At 40.8% G+C, this 21,477-nt stretch carries 23 protein-coding genes; 10 read left to right on the top strand and 13 right to left on the bottom strand.

All coding sequences use genetic code 11. From position 1 onward, the window contains the following. Positions 1-426: 426 nt before the first annotated feature. The 3 genes from CHJ_RS15245 (at position 427) to CHJ_RS15235 (ending at position 1,779) form a co-directional block, all read left to right on the top strand. On the top strand, positions 427-594 hold the full coding sequence (locus CHJ_RS15245; protein WP_317918147.1) for a hypothetical protein: 168 nt from the start codon (positions 427-429) through the stop codon (positions 592-594). Positions 595-860: 266 nt separating this feature from the next. Further along, positions 861-1,067 carry a hypothetical protein gene (locus CHJ_RS15240; RefSeq protein ID WP_317918146.1) on the top strand — a complete coding sequence of 69 codons (207 nt, stop codon included), beginning with the start codon at positions 861-863 and terminating at the stop codon, positions 1,065-1,067. Between the two features lie 151 nt (positions 1,068-1,218). After that, a complete protein-coding gene (locus CHJ_RS15235) occupies positions 1,219-1,779 on the top strand; it encodes an AAA family ATPase (RefSeq protein ID WP_317919192.1) in 561 nt (186 codons plus the stop codon). Positions 1,780-1,949: 170 nt separating this feature from the next. Here the strand turns inward: CHJ_RS15235 and CHJ_RS15230 are convergent, their stop codons facing one another. Beyond that, positions 1,950-2,774, bottom strand: a complete 825-nt coding sequence (locus CHJ_RS15230) for a LysR family transcriptional regulator (protein WP_317918145.1) — start codon at positions 2,772-2,774, stop codon at positions 1,950-1,952. A gap of 132 nt (positions 2,775-2,906) precedes the next feature. Here CHJ_RS15230 and CHJ_RS15225 point away from each other — a divergent pair, with 132 nt between their 5' ends. Further along, the gene (locus CHJ_RS15225) at positions 2,907-3,176 is read left to right on the top strand and encodes a hypothetical protein (protein WP_317918144.1); all 270 of its coding nucleotides are present in this window, start codon (positions 2,907-2,909) and stop codon (positions 3,174-3,176) included. A gap of 131 nt (positions 3,177-3,307) precedes the next feature. Here the strand turns inward: CHJ_RS15225 and CHJ_RS15220 are convergent, their stop codons facing one another. The 10 genes from CHJ_RS15220 to CHJ_RS15175 form a co-directional block, all read right to left on the bottom strand. Next, positions 3,308-3,880, bottom strand: a complete 573-nt coding sequence (locus CHJ_RS15220) for a DUF2913 family protein (RefSeq protein WP_317918143.1) — start codon at positions 3,878-3,880, stop codon at positions 3,308-3,310. A gap of 330 nt (positions 3,881-4,210) precedes the next feature. Next, complete coding sequence (locus CHJ_RS15215; RefSeq protein WP_317918142.1) at positions 4,211-4,525, bottom strand: DnaJ family domain-containing protein; 315 nt, start codon at positions 4,523-4,525, stop codon at positions 4,211-4,213. 17 nt (positions 4,526-4,542) lie between these two features. Beyond that, positions 4,543-5,181 (bottom strand): TetR/AcrR family transcriptional regulator, encoded by a 639-nt coding sequence (locus CHJ_RS15210; protein ID WP_317918141.1) that lies wholly within the window; start codon positions 5,179-5,181, stop codon positions 4,543-4,545. Between the two features lie 285 nt (positions 5,182-5,466). Then, positions 5,467-6,474, bottom strand: a complete 1,008-nt coding sequence (locus tag CHJ_RS15205; protein ID WP_317918140.1) for a LacI family DNA-binding transcriptional regulator — start codon at positions 6,472-6,474, stop codon at positions 5,467-5,469. 14 nt (positions 6,475-6,488) lie between these two features. After that, complete coding sequence (locus CHJ_RS15200; RefSeq protein ID WP_317918139.1) at positions 6,489-7,922, bottom strand: glycoside hydrolase family 32 protein; 1,434 nt, start codon at positions 7,920-7,922, stop codon at positions 6,489-6,491. A 115-nt stretch (positions 7,923-8,037) separates the two neighbouring features. Beyond that, complete coding sequence (locus tag CHJ_RS15195) at positions 8,038-9,408, bottom strand: PTS transporter subunit EIIC (RefSeq protein WP_317918138.1); 1,371 nt, start codon at positions 9,406-9,408, stop codon at positions 8,038-8,040. A gap of 324 nt (positions 9,409-9,732) precedes the next feature. Beyond that, a complete protein-coding gene (locus CHJ_RS15190) occupies positions 9,733-10,071 on the bottom strand; it encodes a hypothetical protein (RefSeq protein ID WP_317918137.1) in 339 nt (112 codons plus the stop codon). Positions 10,072-10,384: 313 nt separating this feature from the next. Then, a complete protein-coding gene (locus CHJ_RS15185; RefSeq protein WP_317918136.1) occupies positions 10,385-11,659 on the bottom strand; it encodes a hypothetical protein in 1,275 nt (424 codons plus the stop codon). Next, a complete protein-coding gene (locus CHJ_RS15180; protein ID WP_317918135.1) occupies positions 11,659-12,288 on the bottom strand; it encodes a TetR/AcrR family transcriptional regulator in 630 nt (209 codons plus the stop codon). The genes CHJ_RS15185 and CHJ_RS15180 overlap by 1 nt, the downstream gene beginning before the upstream one ends. 270 nt (positions 12,289-12,558) lie before the next feature. Continuing rightward, positions 12,559-13,287 (bottom strand): helix-turn-helix transcriptional regulator, encoded by a 729-nt coding sequence (locus tag CHJ_RS15175; protein WP_171753852.1) that lies wholly within the window; start codon positions 13,285-13,287, stop codon positions 12,559-12,561. A gap of 75 nt (positions 13,288-13,362) precedes the next feature. Here CHJ_RS15175 and CHJ_RS15170 point away from each other — a divergent pair, with 75 nt between their 5' ends. Further along, the gene (locus CHJ_RS15170) at positions 13,363-13,713 is read left to right on the top strand and encodes a hypothetical protein (protein ID WP_317918134.1); all 351 of its coding nucleotides are present in this window, start codon (positions 13,363-13,365) and stop codon (positions 13,711-13,713) included. After that, positions 13,710-14,576 carry a hypothetical protein gene (locus CHJ_RS15165; protein ID WP_317918133.1) on the top strand — a complete coding sequence of 289 codons (867 nt, stop codon included), beginning with the start codon at positions 13,710-13,712 and terminating at the stop codon, positions 14,574-14,576. The genes CHJ_RS15170 and CHJ_RS15165 overlap by 4 nt, the downstream gene beginning before the upstream one ends. 95 nt (positions 14,577-14,671) lie before the next feature. On the opposite strand, the gene CHJ_RS15160 is transcribed toward CHJ_RS15165, so the two are convergent. Next, positions 14,672-15,322 (bottom strand): tetratricopeptide repeat protein, encoded by a 651-nt coding sequence (locus tag CHJ_RS15160; protein WP_317918132.1) that lies wholly within the window; start codon positions 15,320-15,322, stop codon positions 14,672-14,674. Between the two features lie 406 nt (positions 15,323-15,728). On the opposite strand from CHJ_RS15160, the gene CHJ_RS15155 reads away from it, so the two are divergent. Further along, complete coding sequence (locus CHJ_RS15155) at positions 15,729-16,832, top strand: FMN-binding protein (protein WP_317918131.1); 1,104 nt, start codon at positions 15,729-15,731, stop codon at positions 16,830-16,832. 122 nt (positions 16,833-16,954) lie between these two features. Then, positions 16,955-18,265 (top strand): flavodoxin domain-containing protein, encoded by a 1,311-nt coding sequence (locus CHJ_RS15150; RefSeq protein WP_317918130.1) that lies wholly within the window; start codon positions 16,955-16,957, stop codon positions 18,263-18,265. Here CHJ_RS15150 and CHJ_RS15145 read toward each other — a convergent pair. Next, entirely contained in the window at positions 18,262-19,140 is an 879-nt protein-coding gene (locus CHJ_RS15145; protein WP_317918129.1) for a LysR family transcriptional regulator, read from the bottom strand. The two genes, CHJ_RS15150 and CHJ_RS15145, sit on opposite strands and share 4 nt — an antisense overlap. 151 nt (positions 19,141-19,291) lie before the next feature. Between CHJ_RS15145 and CHJ_RS15140 the strand changes: the two genes are divergently transcribed. Both CHJ_RS15140 and CHJ_RS15135 read left to right on the top strand, forming a co-directional pair. Beyond that, positions 19,292-20,161 carry a response regulator transcription factor gene (locus tag CHJ_RS15140; RefSeq protein ID WP_317918128.1) on the top strand — a complete coding sequence of 290 codons (870 nt, stop codon included), beginning with the start codon at positions 19,292-19,294 and terminating at the stop codon, positions 20,159-20,161. A gap of 124 nt (positions 20,162-20,285) precedes the next feature. Next, a partial coding sequence (locus tag CHJ_RS15135; protein WP_317918127.1) for a reductive dehalogenase occupies positions 20,286-21,477 on the top strand: 1,192 nt, incomplete at its 3' end.

Here is a 21,477-nt window from a genome sequence, read left to right as displayed (position 1 = left end):
CGTGACCGACCAGTTAATGTGTAAGGTTCAGTATAGAGAAAGACGAGGTGACGCTATCCTAGTTGCTGCTTCTTATTGAACTGTTGACAAATAGTATCGCCAAACTTTTTATTAACACATTGACACTTCAAGTAAATAAAACATATGCTTACCCCGCACTGGCAAAATCCAGTGTCAGTGGGCTTCTCACTCCCCAGATATTATCAACGGCATATTGATGCTAGCATTTTGCTGGTTTTTTATGTGCGGCTTCGGCACACCTGTACATTAGTCTATTTAGCAGACTACGTGACAATAATGGTGGGCTGGGCGAGGCAACCTTTGGTTGGCCGTTTCGTTGATGCGGTAGTGAGATCCTTGTTCAGTTCACCACCCGAAATCTCACTCGATGGTGAACTCCTGAAAAAATCAACGACGGAGGTCTCCATGACCCAATTAACGAAACTCCTTTCAGAACCTGATTTTTACCTGCAAGTCGAAGACTTTATCTTAAACGCCAGCACCAACAGTAACCTAGATAACGCCACAGAAAACGAGATCCGCTTGTTTTTGTTGACGTTATTGAATCACTATAAGCAGCAAGATCTAGAGTAGGTCTGAATAGGTAAAGCACCGAAGAGGTAATTTTCGGTGCTTTTTAGGATGGCAACTGGATCAACGATGTGAAAGGTGGATTTGCCGTTATTCCCAAATTAACCCAAGCTGAGGTTATATAACATCAGCCGCACTTTGTTAGAAGATAGCTTTATGTTTTACGCTAACAATTTTCTGCCTTCAGTCCTGTTTTATTAATACTTTACACATGGACAATATAATGAATAAACTGCTAATTATGGTTTTGTGTACTGGACGAGGCAACGATGAGGTTTCAAGTAAAAGAAGCGCTAGATAAAGTTTCAGAGCTAGTATCTTGTAATCCTAATGAAATCAATATTGAGAAAGTTGAGCCTAACTACATTCAGCTTAGTTACGTCAATGAAAACAATGCTCAAGTAGGATTTGTTTACACAGACGGAGAGATTTTACCGTTGTTGGACGAAGCTTCTGATGCTGCTACCAATAAGTAGAAAACTGTTCAAGGTTATGCCTCCTTATCATTTAGCGCCTGTTTATGTGAATTTTCCTTACTAAGAGTTACTCATTTTTGTTTTCAGCTTGCTCATCGGTGTTACCATAGCGGTTGGTTATGACCGAACCCTACAAGATAGAAAAACGACTATGAAACCTATTATTATTTCCGGTGGCGCTGGTGCGGGAAAAACCTCGTTGGTTGATGCGCTAGCCCGGCGTGGGTATATGACCTTTCCCGAGGTGTCTCGAACGTTAATCCGTGAACAAGCGGCGATGCCTGATGGTATCCTGCCTTGGACTGATTTACCTAGGTTTGCTGCTATGTGCCTTGATTCAATGAGTAGCCAGCGTGAGCAGGCTCTACGGGGAACCATACCTGCATTTGTCGACAGGGCTATTGGAGATATCTGCGCCTATCTAACGATTGGAGGAGTGGCGGTTGATGCTCATTACCAGACAATGGCCAAGGGTTATTTCCCTACGGTGTTTGTTTGTGCACCACATGCTGATATTTATGTCCAAGATGAAGAGCGGCCACACACTTTTGCTGAATCCATGGAGATCCATCGCCAACTGGTAAAGACCTATCGTGAGTTGAGTTACGAAGTGGTCGATGTGCCTTGGGGAAGCATTGAGCAAAGGGCCGATTGGGTGCTATCTCAGCTCAAAAGCATGCCCTTTAATTCTCAGCTTTTAAGTGGAGAGTAAGCTCAATAACCTACTAAAATTATGGAGAAATGATTGGTTTCTCATTGCTAATAACGTACATACAAATAGTTATTAGCAAACCGACTCTAAAGGTGACTCAGATTATTAGATAAATGTCCTATCATTTGTATAATTCCTTCTTAGAGTTTTTATACGGTGGCATGCTAATGTCAAATAATCCGTTTTGAAAATACACCCTCTAATCTATCAATTAATAATCGTACTTCAGGAAGAAATCTATCTACTTGATGAGTAACTAGCCATTGGTCATGACTCAATTCTTCGATTATATTTCCTTGACGGACGAGGCTTTCTTGCGTGTCTCCAATGAAAGTAGGCAGTACAGCTATTCCTTTGCCAGATAGCACTAGGTCTAAACTATTTCTAGGTTCATTTACCTCGTAAAAACTTTCTGAATTAATATGTTTATTCACCCATAAAGCAGAAGGAGTATCTGCGATGACCTTTATCCATATTTGTGGGGCATTTATCGTTGAATATGCTGCAAATTCAACTTTTGTCATTCGGCGACAAACAAGCGATTCTTTTGTTGGACGTTTATTTCTAAACCCAATAACAACCTCTCTATGAGTAATATCAAGTATTCGTTCAGTTGAAATAAAACGTAAACGAATATCCAAAGAATCACCCAGCAATTTCTCCATATTCAAAATTAAGAATAAAGTTGTCCACGTTCCTGCAGATATTTTAACTAAACGCTTTTCTTCTTCATCACGTAATGACGCCATCTGTAATATTTGATCTTCAATTAATGCAAGCTCGTCAAAGAGTTTCATTCCTTCGGACGTTAATTGATAACCACGATCATGCCGAATAAACAGTTCTTTGCCTAAATCTCTTTCCAGCTTATGCATCCTACGGCCAAGTGTAGCAGGGCTTTGCTTAGTCATTTTCGAGGCAGAACTTAATCCTCCTTCTCTAGCTACGACTAAAAAAAGCTGCAAGTCATTCCAGTTAACTTCCTTTTTATTCATGAAATGGCCTTTTAATTTCGTTTTATTGATGAAATAAAATTATCTTGTAAGATAATTATTGTCAATACATAAAAATTCACCCTAAATACTTGGTTTTTTATTTGGCTAGATTATGATTTAAGGATTAATTTAATGACTAAAAAACATAGTAATATAAGAAAGCACAAATATAAATCAATTACTATGCCTTTTCCTAGTGCTAAAAAATCAACAAAAGCCACTCAAGAAGATTTGTTGATGGTTGAACTAAGTGGTCATGGTATTCGATGTTTTTATAGGCTTATTGATAATACATTCATAATATTCGACCAACTAATTAAAATAACAAAATCCATCAGATATAAGAATTTGTTCAGTATGAAACTGGGGTTTTTAAACAGGCATAGAAACAATGAAAAATAAGCTGAGTTTGGATAACTTACCTAAAGTGCCAATTGTGAGTTCAGAGCCTTTAGTTTCCTTTTCATGCAGTGTTCATAAATCGTTTTGTCCCAAACCGGCGTGAGCATAGCTAAACAACAAAAGAGTATTAACTACAATCGAAACATTTCTACGCGTAGGTGGCCTTCGTCCTGATACGCGACTACCGACTGAAAATAACCGCTACTGTCTAATAAGCTAGAAAACGCCATTTGCTGTTCATTATCCCCAACGATTAAAATCTGGGTTGAGTTTAACATCAAGCCTTCTTCGTCAAACCTTGATGACAAGTCTTTATCGATGATGCAAATTAAAACATCCCCATACCTAGAGTTGAGATCCAACTCTTTTGCTAGTGAATACTGAACTTTAGTCCTAAGTTTGCTTTCTATTTTGCTCACTAACTCAACAAAATGATGAAGATCAGTAGAGCATTGTCGAAATAGCTGGCTCTGCTCTTGTGTGAGCATAGATTCAAAGTTCACCCCTTGCTGACGCGCCGAGAGGAGCCACTGCTTCGTCTGTTTTTTTATACTGCGATATCGACTGGATCTTATTATTCGTTTTAAGAATTGAACCAGTAGCTGATTCCGTTCTGATACGTTTAGCCGTTTTTCTAGCGCTTTGAATTGCAGGTGCAATAAGGCGTGGGTACTTACATCAAGTAGTAATTTTGATTGATTCATTCAATGACTACGGCCATAGGGTTATAAAGTAAATAATATACAGGTAAATCAGATATTTGTCGGTGGAATTCTACTACATATCGGCGATTTTCAACACAGACACCTTATATTGCTGGATATCTCATATTGAGTCTTCGGAAGTATATAATAAACTGCTTGAAAGTGTTGATATAGATATTCGATATTTAATTAAGTGAGTTTTCTGCAACAGAGTTAATTGGTGAATTGCCAACTTAGCAAATGAACTAACATGCTTCTGCCCCAAAATAACGTGGTTATTGAGGGGGAGAGCATAGGGTAAATCCACGGTTAATATGCTTAGGTTTTTGGTTATAGGTTTTCCAAAAGAAGATCTCTTTTTAACTCAAGTTTTATTATCTCTTGCCTTAATTCTTCTCGTTTAGCTGGGTCTACAGTGCTGTCACACTGTTCTTTTTTCTTTTCAATATCTTTCATCAGTTGTACTGCTGGAGGAAGGCAATTTGCGTCCTTCAAAATCTTCATTCCAAGTCGATGTTCGGCTGGAGTATTAAAGTAATCTTCTAAATCGATTTTTTTTCCTTTGTATGTGTTGTTTTTTAATTCGCCACTTTTTTCTGCGTTACGAATCCAACCGGCAATAGCATTATCTATGAAAATTGACATCTTAAGCTCTCTATTCTTTAGTTATCTGATTGGTTATAAACTACTTTTAAACCTTCGATCGTTATTCTTATCCCGTCCTCAAAATACTTCTCGTAATCTACTTCTTTAGACTGTTTCAATAGCCATTCCAGATGGGGAAGCTTTTCTGTTTCTATAGACGGGGCTTTTTGTTCTGCTGAACTTTTGATTGTTCTACCGGCTTGTTCTTGATGCTGGACGATATCCGTAACTCGGGTAAATACAGTAGCGAACGCCATAAAACCGACTTCTGCGTCGAACTGAGCTTCGCGAAATATGCCTAACACGTCATTAGCCAATACACTAGATGAAGGCGTAAAGTTTTGATAATGACGAATGAAATCAACAGAGTTTGGTTTTGAAAGAAGTGCTGTTCTAAAATTTCGGGCAAAAGTATAGAGGTACTGCTCCCAGTCGGTATCTTTCGGAACAGTGATCTCTTTCATGACATGCTCACAGCAAGAAGCAATTAGATCTTCTTTCGAACTAACGTGGCGATAAAGTGCAGTTGCGCTAACACCTAACGATTTGCCAATGGAGTTCATAGAAATATTGGGTAATCCTATTTCTAATGCACACTCTATAATATCTGTTTCGGTAATCTGAGCTGGTCGCCCTTTATTGTTTTTAGTTGTCATAATTGAGAGATCACTTTAGGTTACTGGTATTAAGTTAACACCATTAAGTTAATAGCGTTAACTTAACAGTATTACTGATTAGTGTCTAGATGATTTAGTACAAAAAAGATAAAACTTGCCGTAGATTTCTGAGGTTTTTACTTTGCGGGTAATGTTTATAAAGACGAATCGTTAAACACCACCGTTTCGATAGGTGGTGTTTTAAATGAAGTATGCAGAATGATTTGAATTAAGTCGCGTAGATTAACAGCGGTGGTAAATAGCCATGCTTTTAAATATGGTTAACTATCTCTTTTTTGTACTTTCGCGAACCGCGAGGTGGTATGGAATAAAACTCACAGCATCTGTTTGAGTTGTGTTTTTTCCTTCTATCAAATGATGCAGTCTTTCAGCACAAGTTCGCCCTGATTCGCTGAAATCGTAAACTAAAGACGTGATTTTAGGGTTGTAGTGTGCTGATGCTGTTCCTCCGCCTACACCACATACGCTGATATCATCAGGCACTTTATATCCATGTTCTATCAGATAATTAATCGCTCCTATTGCCATTTTGTCATTGACAGCAAAAATGGCGTCAGGCGTTTGTTTACCTTTTTTCAGTAGTCTTTTACATGCCTCATAACCGCTTTCTACAGTAAAGTTACCCACCTCAACAAGAGACATATCTTTACTTAAACCGTATTTTTCTAGCGCATTAAAATACCCTTGCTTACGATCAACTCCAACGGCAATATCGCTTTCAGGGACACTAATCAAAGCAATGGACTTGTGATTCCATTCTGCGAGGTGACTGGTGATCTCTTCTGCTGCTTTAATCTCATCAAACAGAACACAGGGAATTGAGTTATTGGTGCGTTGCCCCATAACAACAAAAGGTTTACCACTGTTTTTGAGTTTTTTCTCATGTTCTGCTGTCAGTGAGGTTGCTATTAGAATGATGCCATCGACTTGTTTTTCTGCAAAAAGATCTAAATATTTTAACTCTTTATCAACACTGTGATTGGTGTTGCCAAGGATGATGCTATAGCCTTTATCATTAAAATATTGGTCAATACCGGCAACATTCTCGCTGGAAGATGTTGCGTTAATCTTAGGTAGAATGACACCTATAGTCTGACTTCTTTTTGAGTGTAAAGCTTTTGCCAGAGCGTTAGGTCTGTACCCTGTTTCGTCGAGTACTTTTTGAATGCGAACACGCACTTCTTCTCTGACATAACCAGAGTTATTAATGACACGAGAAACACTCGAAATTGAAGTGCTAGCTAAACCTGCAATCTCTTTAATCGTTGGCATCAACCTTGTTCCTATTAATAGTCATATATCACTAAACGAGTGATTATACATGAGTTATCCGTTTTTATAGCCACTTTTGACTTGTTCTCTTTGGGAAAGACTCGACTAGTGAAGACTTCTTCACCATTATTAATAAAAACTTCTATTATGGAGTGATCAAAGAAGACCTGAAGTTTTAACTCTTCGGCCTTTATCAATGGAAAGCTTCGGCATTTAGTCTTTTGCTGGGAGCAAACTCTCTCTACCGTTAGAGTGTGAGTATCTGCATCAAATACGATAGATAGGTAGTTGTCATTCTCTTCAGCCAGCCGAACTTTAAACTGTTTTTGAATGTTTTTGGCACAAACCTCTAACTCATAACAATTGTTTGTTTCTAGAACAATATTGTTGCTTTCGGGTAGCTTAAACTTATGTCTGTTTTTACGTAGAACTTTATGTTCATCCGCTGGTAACTGGTAAATCTTGTTATTCTTAAGTTTAAGTTCTCTCACTAGGCTTAGAGTATGCAGCCAGCCAGTTTCAACCGTTGGTTGTTCATTTTCGTCTGGAATACCGACCCATGCACTAAGCAAACGTCTACCTTTACTGTCTTCTGTTGTTTGCGGGGCATAGAATTCAAAACCTTGATCGAGTGTTCTAAAACTCCCATGTATGTAGTCTTTTTTTTGGTAGTCAAAATCTCCAATAAAATAACCATTGTTATGTGTAGTTTTGATGCGATTTTCATGTTGCTCATTGCGCTGGGGGCAACCTATTAAGACATCTCTGTCGTTAAGAGAAAACAGATCTGGGCACTCAAACATATAGGCGAAGTCGCTTAATCCATTGATGTTATCACCTGCGATTGGCCCTAAACACTCCCAGTCGTAGGCATTGTCAGAGCTATACAATAGTACTTGCCCATGCAAATCAATAGTTTGGGCCCCGAAAACACAGTACCACTTCTGGTCGTGTTGCCAGATTTTTGGGTCCCTGAAATGCGCGGTATAACCTTTAGGCTGTTGATATATGACGGGGCCCAGTTTTGTGAAAACTTTATTCGTGGTGTTCGTTGCTTTTGCTAAACATTGAGTAGAAAAACGCTCCCCTTGGTCATTCTTTAAGTTGCCGGTATAAAACAGGTATAACTCGCCATTAATATCAAATGCGCTGCCAGAGTAACAGCCGTGTAAATCATAATCCTGATCTGGTGCCAGCGCTGTTGGATGGTACTCCCAGTGCACTAAGTCGGTACTGACACAGTGCGCCCAATATTTTGCACCGTGCTTACACGCAAAAGGATTCCATTGGAAAAATAGATGATATTGGTCGTTGTGTTCTATAAATCCATTAGGATCATTGAGTAACCCTTTAGGTGGAGAAATGTGAAATTTAGGACGCAAATGACATTCTGTGTCAGGTGCTGAATTAACGATAACTGTGTCGGCTTTATGGAGTAATGAGGTCATTATAAATGCTTATTGTTTAACAAGGGTAGGTCGCACAATTTCAATCAATTATTGAAATGTTAAATGCGGAGCCTTATTGTTTTAAAGCTCCGCGTGTACTTACGAATTCATAAGGCTAACTAGCTGAAATAGCTTCACTTCCGTTTACCGTGTTAGGGCGAATGAGCACTCTTGTTAGAACCATTGCCGTAGTCATTGCGATAACAATCATAGCTAGGTACATACCTAATCCATTGCCAAGATATGCAGGAATTGCCGGAATGAAGGTGACTCCCATTACTGATGGAGCGATATGCATGATGGTAGCAAAAGCCCCCGCTACTGCACCACCAATCATACCTGATGCAAAAACTTTGCTATTGGTGAGAGTGACACCGAATAGTAATGGCTCAGTAATACCGAAGAAACAAGGAACAATGGAAGAGTAATTTAGTGCTTTCTGCTCTTTATTTTTTAAAGACATGGTATACGCAATTGCGGCACCCGCTTGGCCAGCCATTGAGGCTGTGATTAGAGCATTAAGTGGATTCACTTTAAGTGTTGATAGGAAATTAAGTTCCACAATCATTAAACTATGATGCAGGCCCGTTACTGTAAGTACTTGTTGTAATGCACCGAAAATGGCGCCACCAATACCTGCAGGTAAGTTAATTAATGTTTCTGACGATATCATTACACCATGTTCGACGATGTTGAAAATTGGGCCAATAATCAAAAGACCAGCCAACATTCCAATCGTAATGGTTAAAAAAGGCGTAAATATGAGTGCTACTACAGACGGCATCCATGATGTGATCCATCGCTCTAGGTTTGCACCTAAAATACCAACAATTAGTGCAGGAATAATTGTGCCTTGGAAACCTTGGACTTTGAATATTCCGAATGTTAGAGCCTGAGCATCACCGCCAGCTACAGCCCAAGCATTTGGCAACATGGGTGCCACAAGCATTAAGCCTAAAACGATACCAACGACAGGGGTTCCGCCAAAACGTTTAAACGCAGACCAAACAACCAGAGCTGGTAGGAAAATAAAGACGGTATCAGTGACTACTTGTGTCATGACAAGCAGATCTGGTGAGAATGTTACGCCAAGTTGCTGTGCAAACCCTCGCAACCCCATAAACAATCCTGTCGCGACAAGAACGGGAATTAATGGGATAAAAACGTCCGCTAGAGATCGTAAAGCTTTTTGGAATACACTCATGTTTTCATAGGCAGCCCCTTTTGCACTTTCTAAAGTGTCATCGAGTTCGCTGCTTATAAGGGCATGAATTTTATTAACTAATCCAGTCCCAAGTACTATCTGATGTTGCCCGGATTGAAAGAAATACCCAGCTACTTGAGCTGTTGATTTGATAGATTCTGGACTGATTTTACTGTCATCTTTAACAACGACACGTAGACGAGTAGCACAGTGCTCAAGTGCGCGTATGTTATCTTTACCACCTAAAGCAGTAAGTAAATTAGAGGCAATTTTCTGGTTCATTCTATTTCTACCTTGGTTATAAGAAAAGATTTTCATTCAAATGTGAAAAGGTTTTCATGTTTGAGTGTGGTAAGGTTTTCATATTTTTTATTTATGCGCAAGTTGTTACCAATAATTTTATTTAATAGGAGAGGAATAATTGACATCAGTCACACTAATAACGGTTTCTTACTATGAGTTACAAGCGGTGCTAATGTAGACAGATGTTCTTCTCTGACGGGGTATCAATTTGAGGCTGTCGCCTAAAAGGTTTTAATTATTTCGCTTAATAAACAATGGGTTATATTTAAACTGTAATGCCTGATAATGTACCAGACATATCTGTTAATAGGTCAGTTGATCGCCAAGGATTCTTTGACGTGACATTGAAAGCTTGTTTGATATGGTTTTGCTTAAGATAAATAGCCCCTGACGCTCCATTGCTATCATCAGGTGCGTTTTAAACTCATTTGATTTTGCTTCTAAGTTTTTCCACTCTTCACTCGAACTATCGAGCTGACTCATTTGAACATAAATATTTTCAATATCGACACACATTTGACTCTCGAACGAGCTGACTTTTCGTTCTTTATTATCTTTACGTGACGGTCGAATTTTACCTTCTGCTTTTCTTTTTTCCCAAGACGCTATTTGGTTCTCAGCTAATATATCAAATAGATTCATGATGCGACTCCAAGTTTTAAAAACACATTTTTTATCTGTTGGATAATGAAACATTTTGCAAAGCCGTTAGGCTCTTTTCTACTGTTCTTTTGTTCCAGATATAAACAGGTGCGGAGCATGCGCAGTCTTGACAGATTATGTGTAACTCACGGTTTTTATCATTCCAGGCAGAAAATTTGGATTGCAGAGTGAGCATTCTACTTCCACAAAACGGGCATTTTTTCATTGATTTCTTCTCGAACTGTTAATAAACGGGTTAGCCTTAAGTTCTCTCTTAATTCAAAAGGCTAACCATCTTCGATGCTATTTATTTCTATTGCAGAAGAGGCGCACCAAGAATGCCATCACGGATGTATTTTTCTATACCGTTAACACCAATAGCTACCGCTAGATCGTTTAAGTTTGGTTTAAAAATGATCATGGTTGCGTCTAATACGGTTGGTGTCTCCAACTCTGGTGGCACAATAGGGAAGTGAGTGATCTGTTGACAGGTACTGCCTATATCAATCTGGGTGTAAAAACTTGCCCAATTACTGACTAAAGCCACTGTCTCTACGGCTTCCGCAACTGGAACCGACGGTTTTTTGTTTGGAAACTGAGAAACACTTTCGCGAACGGATGCAGGTGTTGAGTACTCATCTTTGTTTTGCAGCAGGGCGACTTGATAGTTTCCGGCATGAATCGCAGTTAGTTGATCGTTATGGTTTCTCGCATCCACAGCAATAACACCAAGGCTCGGATTACTTAGATCTAAAAACCAAGAGCTCAGTATATCGTTGGTTGATAGCCAAGGAGCTTTCTCTGTAGGCAGATGCTGTTGTTTGATACTTTCTATTTTATCCGGGTTGATGCGGAACATACCGCCAGAGTATGAAAGCGCTCGCTCGTGACCATCGCAAGAATTTAGTGTTTTGTTAAATCCGGTGATAAAGCGTGAGTTAGGTGTTGAACGCATCGCTCTAGAGTTTATTAGTGCTTCAATCTGAGCACTGTCTGATGTTGATGTTTCTGGTAGCCAGCAACTGCCAGCAATATATCCACTTTCGCTTAGGAAGTGGTGATGCTCCATCACTCGATCTGGACACAGGGAGATCACCTCTTCTGCTTGAGACAACATTTGGTAAACTCGATACAGAGTTGCACCGTCACCGAGTATGTGACTCATTGATAGCAAGAGCAGAAAAGTATTGTCGTCACTGATGCACAGGTTTACCTTAAACAGCGGTTCATCATTATCAATACATTTGAAACCCTGTTTAGAGAATAGCTTTGCAAGTGAAGGCTTTAGTGGCGGAGTATAGATCTCTTGAATCAAAGAACCGATATTGCTGCCATCACAAATGTCGGCTATTTCTTGAACGCTAAACAGCGATTGTAATGAGTCATAAGACGGGACACTAAGACTTAGTTTATTCGCATCGCTAGAAGTTAAGCGCGAGGCTAACCAAGGGTTTTTGGCGACTATTTGGTGTAGGCGTTCAGTTATGTGATTAATAGGCGCTTCACCGACAAATATGGTCGCTAATGTTATTGTTGCATCATTGCAGTGAAGCTCAGATTCACTAGGAAGAAGTTTTATCTGTTTCATTATTGATTACCGTTGCTATGCCATTGAATCAACGCCTGTATACCAGCATGGTGATAGGCCCAACTGGATGAAAATGCTTTTGCAATGTCATCGCCATTCTCAAATTCTTTTAAAATAGATACGACACCATTTACTGTGTCTAAAAGCTGGTTTTTAAATGTGAAGCGAAACAACTGGTTGTCTTGCAAATGGGGCTGTAACTGAGGAATGAGAGTGATCGATTGGTTAAACATTGATTGAATATATTCTTTACGAAAATTTTCATAATCTGAACCTTGCGAACCTGATAAAAGAATGATGACTTTTAAGCGGTTTTCTATCCAAAATTGCAATAATTTACCTGCTTCTTGATCGGTAATGGAGTCTAGTTCCGATAACCTTTCAGGCTGATTTAATGCATAGACTCGATCCGATGTTAAGCTTCTTAGTTCTTCAACAAACTTAGGCGTCACTATCGAGTAAAACAGATCATCTTTATTTGGAAAATACTTATAAATGTTTCCTGTTGCTATTCCTGCTTCCTTGGCAATCATACCCATCGTTGCTTGTTTATAGGAGAGACGAGCAAAGAGCTTTGTCGCTGCGTCCAATATCAGTTCTCTTACACTCTCTTTTAATATCTGAGCCATGATCATCTCTTTCTTCTGGTTAGTGCTTAATAGTGAACTTAGCATTCATTATTATTTCGTGTCAATAATGAATTGTGTGTTCATTATTATTAATGGCTTTTGTAAAATAGAAATGAAATTTTAACTGTTTGTAATTAAAGGTGTTTTAATGATTTTTGTTTTGGGGGTATAGAGTGTTAGTAAAGAAAAAATAAATAGAAGTCGGGCGTTGAATAGTTTTCGTTGTATTTAATCTACTGCATTTTATCTACTGTATTTGAGCCCGGCACGTCACTTGGCAGAGGCATACCACTGTAAGATTTCTTCAAAGTAACTCTTATCTAACAGTTTGAACGGGTTGCCTGTTAATGAGGTGCTTAAAATCCGATCACAGCGGAAGGTACGAGGCGCTTCTCGTAAGCGGTCATAAGCTAATACGTACCAAACGGGGTAATTTAGTAATAAGAAGTGAGGCTCGATTTCTCGCTGAGTAATGTCGCCATTTTCAGCGCGGTACTCAATGCACAATGTGGTTCTTTCTAGAAAGCTCTGCTGTAACTGTTGCTGCACATCTAAATCAGTGGTTGAAACGGCTCCTTGAACGTCGGTTGAGGCCGTCTCTCCGATAAGGATTCTGGATTTTAACCCACTGACTTTTCGCCGTTTTTCCGGTGACATGGAAGCTTCTAGCTGCCGCTTAATCGCCGCTAAATTAGTTAAAAATAACGGCGAACCCATCTGTTCAGCTACTGCCATACTTATCATCAACTCTACCGCTTCGATGTAGCTGAGATTTAAGCGACCAACTCCCCAATTACGGTTGATTTGTGTCCCTCCACCTCGGCCGCGATCTGCGTCTATAGGGACTCCTTGCTCTCGCAATAGTTGGATGTCTCTCGCTATGGTTCGCTCGCTCACACCATGAAGGGAAGCCAGTTCCTTTAAGGTACACAGCCGATCCTGCTTGAGGTCAGCAGACAGTTTTTCTAGCCGTTTAATTCGATTATTTGCATTGGTCATTGATTTAATATGACATAAATTGTCATGTTTATGAATAGACTAGTTGCTACATTCACTGATTATTAGGTTATTACTATGTCTACAAGTACTATGTCCACAAATACTATGTCTGCAATAACGATTCTTGCACCCATCACACTTGCCAAAGGATATACTGAACAGGATTTGCTTGCCGCCTCTCAGAACTTTCAACGTGATTTTGTCGTCAATCAACCCGGCATAGTGCGTCGTGAACTGGTGCGTAAGCCTGATGGAACGTATTTGGATATTGTGCAATTTAGCAGTCAACAGGAGATGCTAGATGTCCTTGAAAAAGAGCAGTGCTCTGAAGCGGCTTCTGCTTTCTTTTCGGTAATGGATTTGTCTAATTTTGATCCAGAAGAAGAGATGGAAACGTATGTCTCTTTAGAGACTTACCAGCGATGAGCCAATCTAAGAAGGTTAGAGCGCCTATGGTTCCTGATGCTCCACGATCGATTCAAAAAGGCGTACCTCTAAAACTGCTGATAGATGAGAGTGCCATTGAGTGTTTGGCACTAAATATTTTCTATGACTATCGTCAGTTCAAAGTTGATGACTTTTGTAAAACAGCTCAGCAAGGCTTGCAATCACTCTCTTTAATGGAGAGAGGGAGGCATGTTGCAATGGCTTTGAGAACTTATTTGCCAACAAATTATTCCAAAGCCGTTACCATATTGATGAACTCGCTTACCCCGGAAGGGGCTTACAGCGAAGAGTTTGGTCTTGCTGGCTTTTTCTATTTGCCCCATGGATTTTTTATCTCAGAGTTTGGGTTGGATAAGTCGCACAACGATGGAGAAGACCCATTTGAGGTTTCTATGGATGCCATGTTCAAACTGACGAAGCGATTTACCGCTGAGTTTGCTATCCGAGACTTTATCATCCAACAACCAGAGCGTACGCTTAGCTATCTTGAGAAGAGGCTTGATGATGAGTGCCCTCACGTAAGAAGACTCTGCTCTGAAGGTACGCGGCCTAAGCTTCCTTGGGGTAAGAGACTTCAGTGTTTCGTTCAAGATCCTGAACCAACAATTCCTTTCCTTAATGCACTTAAAAACGATGAATCCCTTTACGTTAGAAGAAGTGTTGCCAATCACCTTGGAGATATCGCAAAAGACCATCCTGAACTGGTGTTTTCGTTGTGTGAAGATTGGCTTAAGCAAGGCGTATCGTCTGAGGTTAAATGGGTCATTAGACACGCTTTACGTCACCCAGCAAAAAAGAAAAACCAGCGCGCACTCGATTTAAGAATTGCAGCTAAAGGTTAGTAACAATATTTGGGCAATTTGATTTACCTATGTCGCTATTGGTTGTTTTGGTTCACTTTAAGTCGAGTCTGCATTTAGGTGAAAAGGTGCAGGTATTACACGGCATGTTGAAATATCACTCTGTCTTGTTTGTCGCTGGTTGAGTGCTGTCCAATACTACCTTGATCATGCTCAAGGTGTTGTTGGCACAGCTCTTTGATTTCGATGAGTTCTGAAGAGATCTCTCCTTTGGCTTCTAGTTTGGCTATCTGATTCAGTGCGCGGGTGAAGTACTGCAATTGCACCAAACAGCTTATGTGGAAGTACAATACGAACTCACGGCATTTCTCTTCTGTTAATAAGACGTCAAACTCTTGCAGAGCATCGCTAATGTGTCCGCAACTATGATACGCCATCGCACGGGCTAGTCGTGCATCGAGATTATCGGGTTCTATCTTGTAAGCTCTTTCAAACAAGGCAAGCCCTTGTTCCGCGTTTCCTCTCTGGCACTCCATTTTGCCGAAGTTAATAATAGCAGTAGTAAAATCTGGCTCTATCTCCAACACATTTGCAAATAACTCTGCCGCCATGTCATAAGCGCCTAGTTGGGTGTTGCAAATAGCCAGATTATATAAAAGAGAGCTACTTTGCGGATAAACGTTTAATAGCTCAGTTAACACTTGAGACGCTTGCAAATAGTCTTCGGAATAAACAAGGCTTACCGCTTGTTTAAACTCAGGTAGGGATAAAACATCAGCTTCGTTCATCAATTATCTCTCTATCATTTCTTGGGAAGAGCCAATCAAGCTCTAAAGGTGGGAACGGCTAATCCAAAGAGTGGTACAGGGATGAGGCCAACAGACGCTCTTAATCGTTAACTTTTGTTGTCTACTCACCTGCGCCTCTATACGGACAGACTCTCTATAATGGTCATTGTCTTTGAACTCTCCGCAGAGGGCACTGTGATGTCTCACAGTGACTTATCTTTGTAGAGCAAGAATAATTCCGTTATTTATTCTTGAGGATTGCTCTATGAGCTGTAGACGTTGTGGTGTAACCCGCTGCAAAAACGAAAACTCTTTACACAAGGTGAGGTGGAGGTTTGACTTTACGAAGCTGTTTCGCCTGTTAGCTCTAATTAGTTTGTTATTTGCTTGGTATCTGGGACAGAAGATGAATCAACCAGATTGGTATCAGCAGCTAAAAGTGATCTATCCGGCCCATCAGATTCAGCAGATTGATAGCAATGGACTGCAATTCCAATTAACTCATGATGCAGATAAGTTGTTCGCGTCCGTCGCTTCAGATACCAGTTTTGGTGGCCCTTTAACTCTGGCCAGTGTCAGTTCTTCTGAGGGAAAAGTGAAACAAGTTCATCTCTTGTCTCATGGAGATACACCGGCATACATTCAGAAACTGAGAAATGCGGGTTATTTTCGTCAATTTGAAAAGCAGGATATTGGTACTACGTTAACATCAAATCAGCAGTGGGATTCAGTCAGTGGTGCAACCATTAGTTCTAACGCTATTCTTCGAGCTTATACCAAAGCTTCTCACACTTTAGCCATTGATCAGTTTCAGCTTAATCCGGCGCCTATGCAGACTCAAATCGCTTTTAGTTGGTTACATTTGGCTTTGATTGCATTGATAGTGCTTTCATTTATCAATATCTGGCTAAAAAGCAGTAAGTTAAAACTGATATATACCTATGCTAGCGTTGGGGTTCTAGGCTTCACCGCTAATCAGATGATCAACAGTGGTGGTTTTGCGGGGATTTTGATGGGGTATATTCCAGCTCCGCATGAAAACCTCGGATTCTGGTTGCTATTTGGATCGGTAATCTTTGCCATTGTGGTCGTGGGCAAAAATATCTACTGCGGCAATGTCTGCCCGTTTCATGGTATCCAGCTATTACTTAAGAAACTGAGTGGTATTACGTTGCCCATCCCTCCGCGCTTACTTCGTTATCTTGGTTATTTCCCTAAAATAGGCTTATGGGCAGCATTAATGATCAGCTTTTTGACCACCAAACCAAGCGCTGGATCATACGAGCCATTTTCGATGATATTTTCCCTTCAGGGCGAAGGTATTCAGTGGTACATACTTCCTGCCATCATCATTGGCTGCTTCTTTATTCCGGACATGTTCTGTCGCTTTTTTTGCCCCGCAGGAGAGATGCTGACGCAGTTAATCCGGTTAAGAAACTGGTTAGTATCAGCAGTACCCACTAGGAAAGAATCAAGTCAATCTATTCAGGTTAAGGAAGTTAAATCATGAAGTCAGCAGCAATCTCCACTAAAGAGTGGCTAGCATCAGCGATAATTCTGCTTGCAACCATGGTCATCGTTGCGTTTCTAGTTGATTCCGCGAACAATTATTTGTCATAGGGTGGAGTAAAGATGATGAACCTTAAACACATGCTTATGAGTATTCTGTTTACGCCAGTTAATGAAAATAAACAGTTATTGATCTGTTATGCCAGCCAGACAGGCACCGCTATGCACCTAGCAAAAGAGTCAGGTAAGCTGGCAAGTTCCGCTGGTATTGCAACGGATGTTGAAGCTCTTGAGCGCCTTTCTCCTGAAGACCTAAACCAATACTCGTTAACTCTCATGATTGTTAGCACCTGTGGTGAAGGGAAAATACCGGATAATGGTGAGGCCTTTTTCAAGCATCTTGAACGAACTGAACGTCTTACCGCTCAGGTTCAGATATTAGCGCTGGGTGATAAGAGCTATCGGCAGTTCTGTTTAGCTGGAAAGCTATTCCACCAACAACTCTGTCGTATCGGCAGTTGCTCACGAGAAGATCTTACTCTGGTTAACGGCAATCCGATCAAGGTCTGGACACAGTGGCTTGAGAGTCACCTTGAACAATCGTTGGATCTTGGTGAGGTTCCCAATATAAATACTCAGACTGAACTTAAGCTCATTGATAAAAAACCTCTTTTTAATACCGGTTATGCGCAAGTGGGCGAAGCCTATGAGTTGCTGCTTGAAGTTGTAAAGCCGGCGGTAACGTCTTATCAAGTGAATAGTCTGTTAGCGATTACCCCTCCGGGATCAGATAGACCGAGACTCTATTCTGTTGCTTCGTCTCCGACAGAGAGTCCTAATCACATCAAGCTCTGTGTCTCCCGGCACCGTTTTTGTATTGATGGACAATGGAGTGATGGGCATTGCTCTAATTATTTGACCCAACAGCTTAACGTCGACGGCACACTGAAGGCTGAAGTTAGAGTCGGAGGCGGTTTATCCTTACCAAAAGCGGATAGCCCACTTTTACTTATTGCAACGGGAGCGGGTATTGCTCCTATGATGAGTATGCTGCAAGAGCGGGTTGCACAACATCATACAGGTAATAACTGGCTGATTTTTGGCAACAGATACAGTCAGGGGGATTACTACTATAAATCTAAGCTCCAGCATTATCGGGACACGGGTGTTTTAGAGCAACTTGATACGGCTTTTTCTCGTGATGAACAGAAGAAAGTGTATGTGCAGAATGTGTTAGAAGAGCAATCTGATAAGTTATCAAAGTGGCTTATGCAAGAAGATTTGCACATCTATGTTTGTGGTAGACCGGAATTAAAGAGCGCGATATTACATGCGATACACACAGTAATTAGCAACAATGAGAGTCATCCGGAAAAGGTGAATGCGCGAATGACACAGTTATCCCAGACTCAAATGACTTTTGAACTGTTTTAATTTTTTTGCGACAGGGAGTTAATCCACCAACTCGTTGCAGGGCCTATTTTACTACTGCGATGCCAGATGACGTCGATATCCATATTCCAGCTAGACATGGTCTCTTTTACATTAAGTAAGGTTAACTGATCGGCTTTTGCCCAGTTGGTATAGATAAACTCCGGCATAATGCCCCAACAGCAACCGGACAAAATCATATTCGCTGCGGTAAAAGCACTTTCGGTAAACCATACTTTGCTGGCGATGACCATCGGGTCCCTTTTGGCTTCTTCCGAACGGTTTAGTACCACTTGCCGAAACATTGCCAAATCATCCAAATCCACAGACTCTTTGTCTACCAGAGCATGGGATTTATGAACAAGAATGTTCATGTTTTGCTTGCTATGAGGAAGCGTTCTTAACTCGTTAAATATGTTGGTGCCTTTTTGAATAATGCCAAGATGAGCGTCACCAGAACGAACCACTTCTGCTACCCCTTGGCGAATAGGGTGCACAAGGTTAAGCTGCACTAAAGGGTATTTTTCACTGAACTCGGCAAATCTTTGGGTAAGCGCCCCCGCACTCAGGTGTTCATCAATCGCAATCGTGACCTGTGATTCAAGTGTTTGATTTAGAGAAAAGGCGGCGGTCTCAAACTGCTGACATTTAGACAATATCAGTTTAGCTTCTGGGAGTAATAATCGTCCTGCTTCAGTTAGCACCGGATAGCGACCTTTACGGTCAAACAGTTGCTGACCAATATCAATTTCCAGGTTGGCTATAGCAGTGCTGATCACACTCTGAACTTTGCCAAGTTTTCGCGCTGCATCGCTGAAAGTCCCATATTCGGCAGTAAACACAAATGCTTCCAGATACTTGATATTCAAATTACTCATTCATTGCTCACTTAGATCGGCAGGTTAGTGAAATCATGACAATAATGACATTTGTCGACGGTTATACCATCGATTTTATAGATAGATTCTAGTTTGTTCTAATGAATTAACACTGATACTTTTCACACTATTATGAAGAAGGTTGGACGATATGATGGCGAGTGCAACCGAGTATGTCCGATTGCTGAATTTGTTTAGAGAGAGTGTTATGCAAGAGCTTCCTGTATCAGACTGGTTTGTTCAGCCAGATCAAAAACGAGAAATTGGTACCATCATTACCGAGCTCAGTGAACAGCTCAAGTTGATGGGCTTTGATTCGTTTGTTTATCAAGGCGCCCCCCTGCGTATGCGGTTTGATATGCAAGCGCCACAATCACAACAGCTGTTTAAGTTTAAACACCTTGCCAGATGTAGCACGGCGATATTCTCTAATCGTGAGGAAAAGCGAGTTCTCAAATCTTATTACAACAACTATGCTGCGATAGATACAAACTTTACTCAAAGCACTAAGTTGCAACGCCCTTTTATTCATAGCTTTAGCCGCAGCAAAGGATCCGATCTGACTACCGTGTCTGACTACTTTTCTTGTCATGGTATCAACTCAATTTTGAACTGGCCTGTGATGATCGCCTCGAATCGCCATTGGGTTGGCTTGTTTCGAATGAACAGCGATATGAAAAGTTCGGAAATACAAAAGTATCTGCCACAAATTCAACATCGAATTTACAGCTTGATTCTTATGATTCATACCGAGCTGCAGCAAGATTATTATCAAACTTTTAATCCTTTTCTTCATACTAATGCGATAAATACAAAGGCGATTAATATTGTTAATTTGGTTGCGAGAGGAGTGCGACGAAATGAAATCGCAGAGCTGTTATCAATTAGCCCTCGAGGGGTGGATTACCATATCGAACAACTTTCTATGAAGTTAAGAGTAAACAACAGACTGGAGTTGATATGCATATGCAAAGAGCTAGGACTTATCGACAATGAGTTTAAATCCTTGGAGGTGATTTAACTTGTTAAGCTGTGATCTTCAACACCTGCCACTGTAATTTTTCACGCTATCTAGAATGGTTATTATCCATACAATTCATGTGTGTATTCACATGAACTCAATTGTTTAAACAAATGGACAGCCTATGAGTAACAAAGAATCAGAAAATCTGGAAATGACCGGAAGTGTTGACCTGAAGCGAAGAACTTTTTTAAAAGTTGGTTCCATGTCAGGTATAGCAGGTACTTTCGGCGCCGTTTCCGCGGGTACTGGCTTTTTTTCTTCTGGAAAAGCAGAAGCCAATGAACATGCTGTTACGATAGAAGAGCATGACGATTTCCCAATTCCTATGGCAAATGACTATAAACCTTTTGACCAGAGAAATACTGAATTCAGTCGCTTTATTCGTAACAGAGAAAAGATTTCACTGCGTAAAACCATCGATGAGAAAACACCCGGCATGGGTCGTCTGGATATGGCGCTGGCGAACGGCGCGTGGCATATGCAACGTGAGATTGCAGGCAATACCTCTCGAACCGGTTACGATGTTGGCTTTACGACTTGGAAGAGAGAAGCGAAAGGTGAACCCTATCAGTTTCAATCACCACAAGATGCAGCGAGTGCCATTAAACGTGCTGCGAGACTATACGGTGCTGAAGTTGTTGGTATAACCAAACAGGATCCTCGCTGGGATTACGCCGCCCTGTATGACGCTTTTAAGGATGAGAGCAAAACTTGGGATGATTTTCCGTTTAAACCAAAAAGTGTCATCGTAATCGGGTTTGGTATGGACTATGAAGCCCATAGTGCTGCCCCGACTTATATCTCTGATGCTACTTGTGGTGAAGGCTACAACAAAATGGTCTATACGGGGTATCAGTTAGCCGGCTTTTTACAAAATCTTGGATATAACGCTGTTGCGGCTGGTAACGATTTAGGTATGTCGATCCCTTATGCTATTGCGGCCGGATTAGGTGAAGGCTCCCGTATGGGGATCTTGGTCAATTATAGCCTAGGGCCGCGAATCCGTTTGGCCAAGATCTACACAGACATTGACTTTGTTGAGTACGACAAACCTAAGACGTTTGGTGTTAGGAACTTCTGTAAACTATGCCAGCGTTGCGCTGATGCCTGCCCGTCTAAGTCGATATCGAAAGATGTTGAACCATCAATGTATCCACCTGAAGGGCACGATAGAGAACCCCATGCGGTAGGCATTGAAAAATGGTACTGCGATACTCGGAGTTGCCTGCTGTACTGGGATGAAAGTAACACCAGCTGCGGTGCTTGTTTAACCGCCTGTCCTTATAATAAACCAAATTTTTGGCATCACCGTT

Source organism: Vibrio sp. MACH09 (assembly GCF_033238805.1).
Lineage (GTDB): Bacteria > Pseudomonadota > Gammaproteobacteria > Enterobacterales > Vibrionaceae > Vibrio.
Note: the sequence above shows the minus strand (reverse complement) of the source record. Positions and strands in the feature narration are given on the sequence as shown.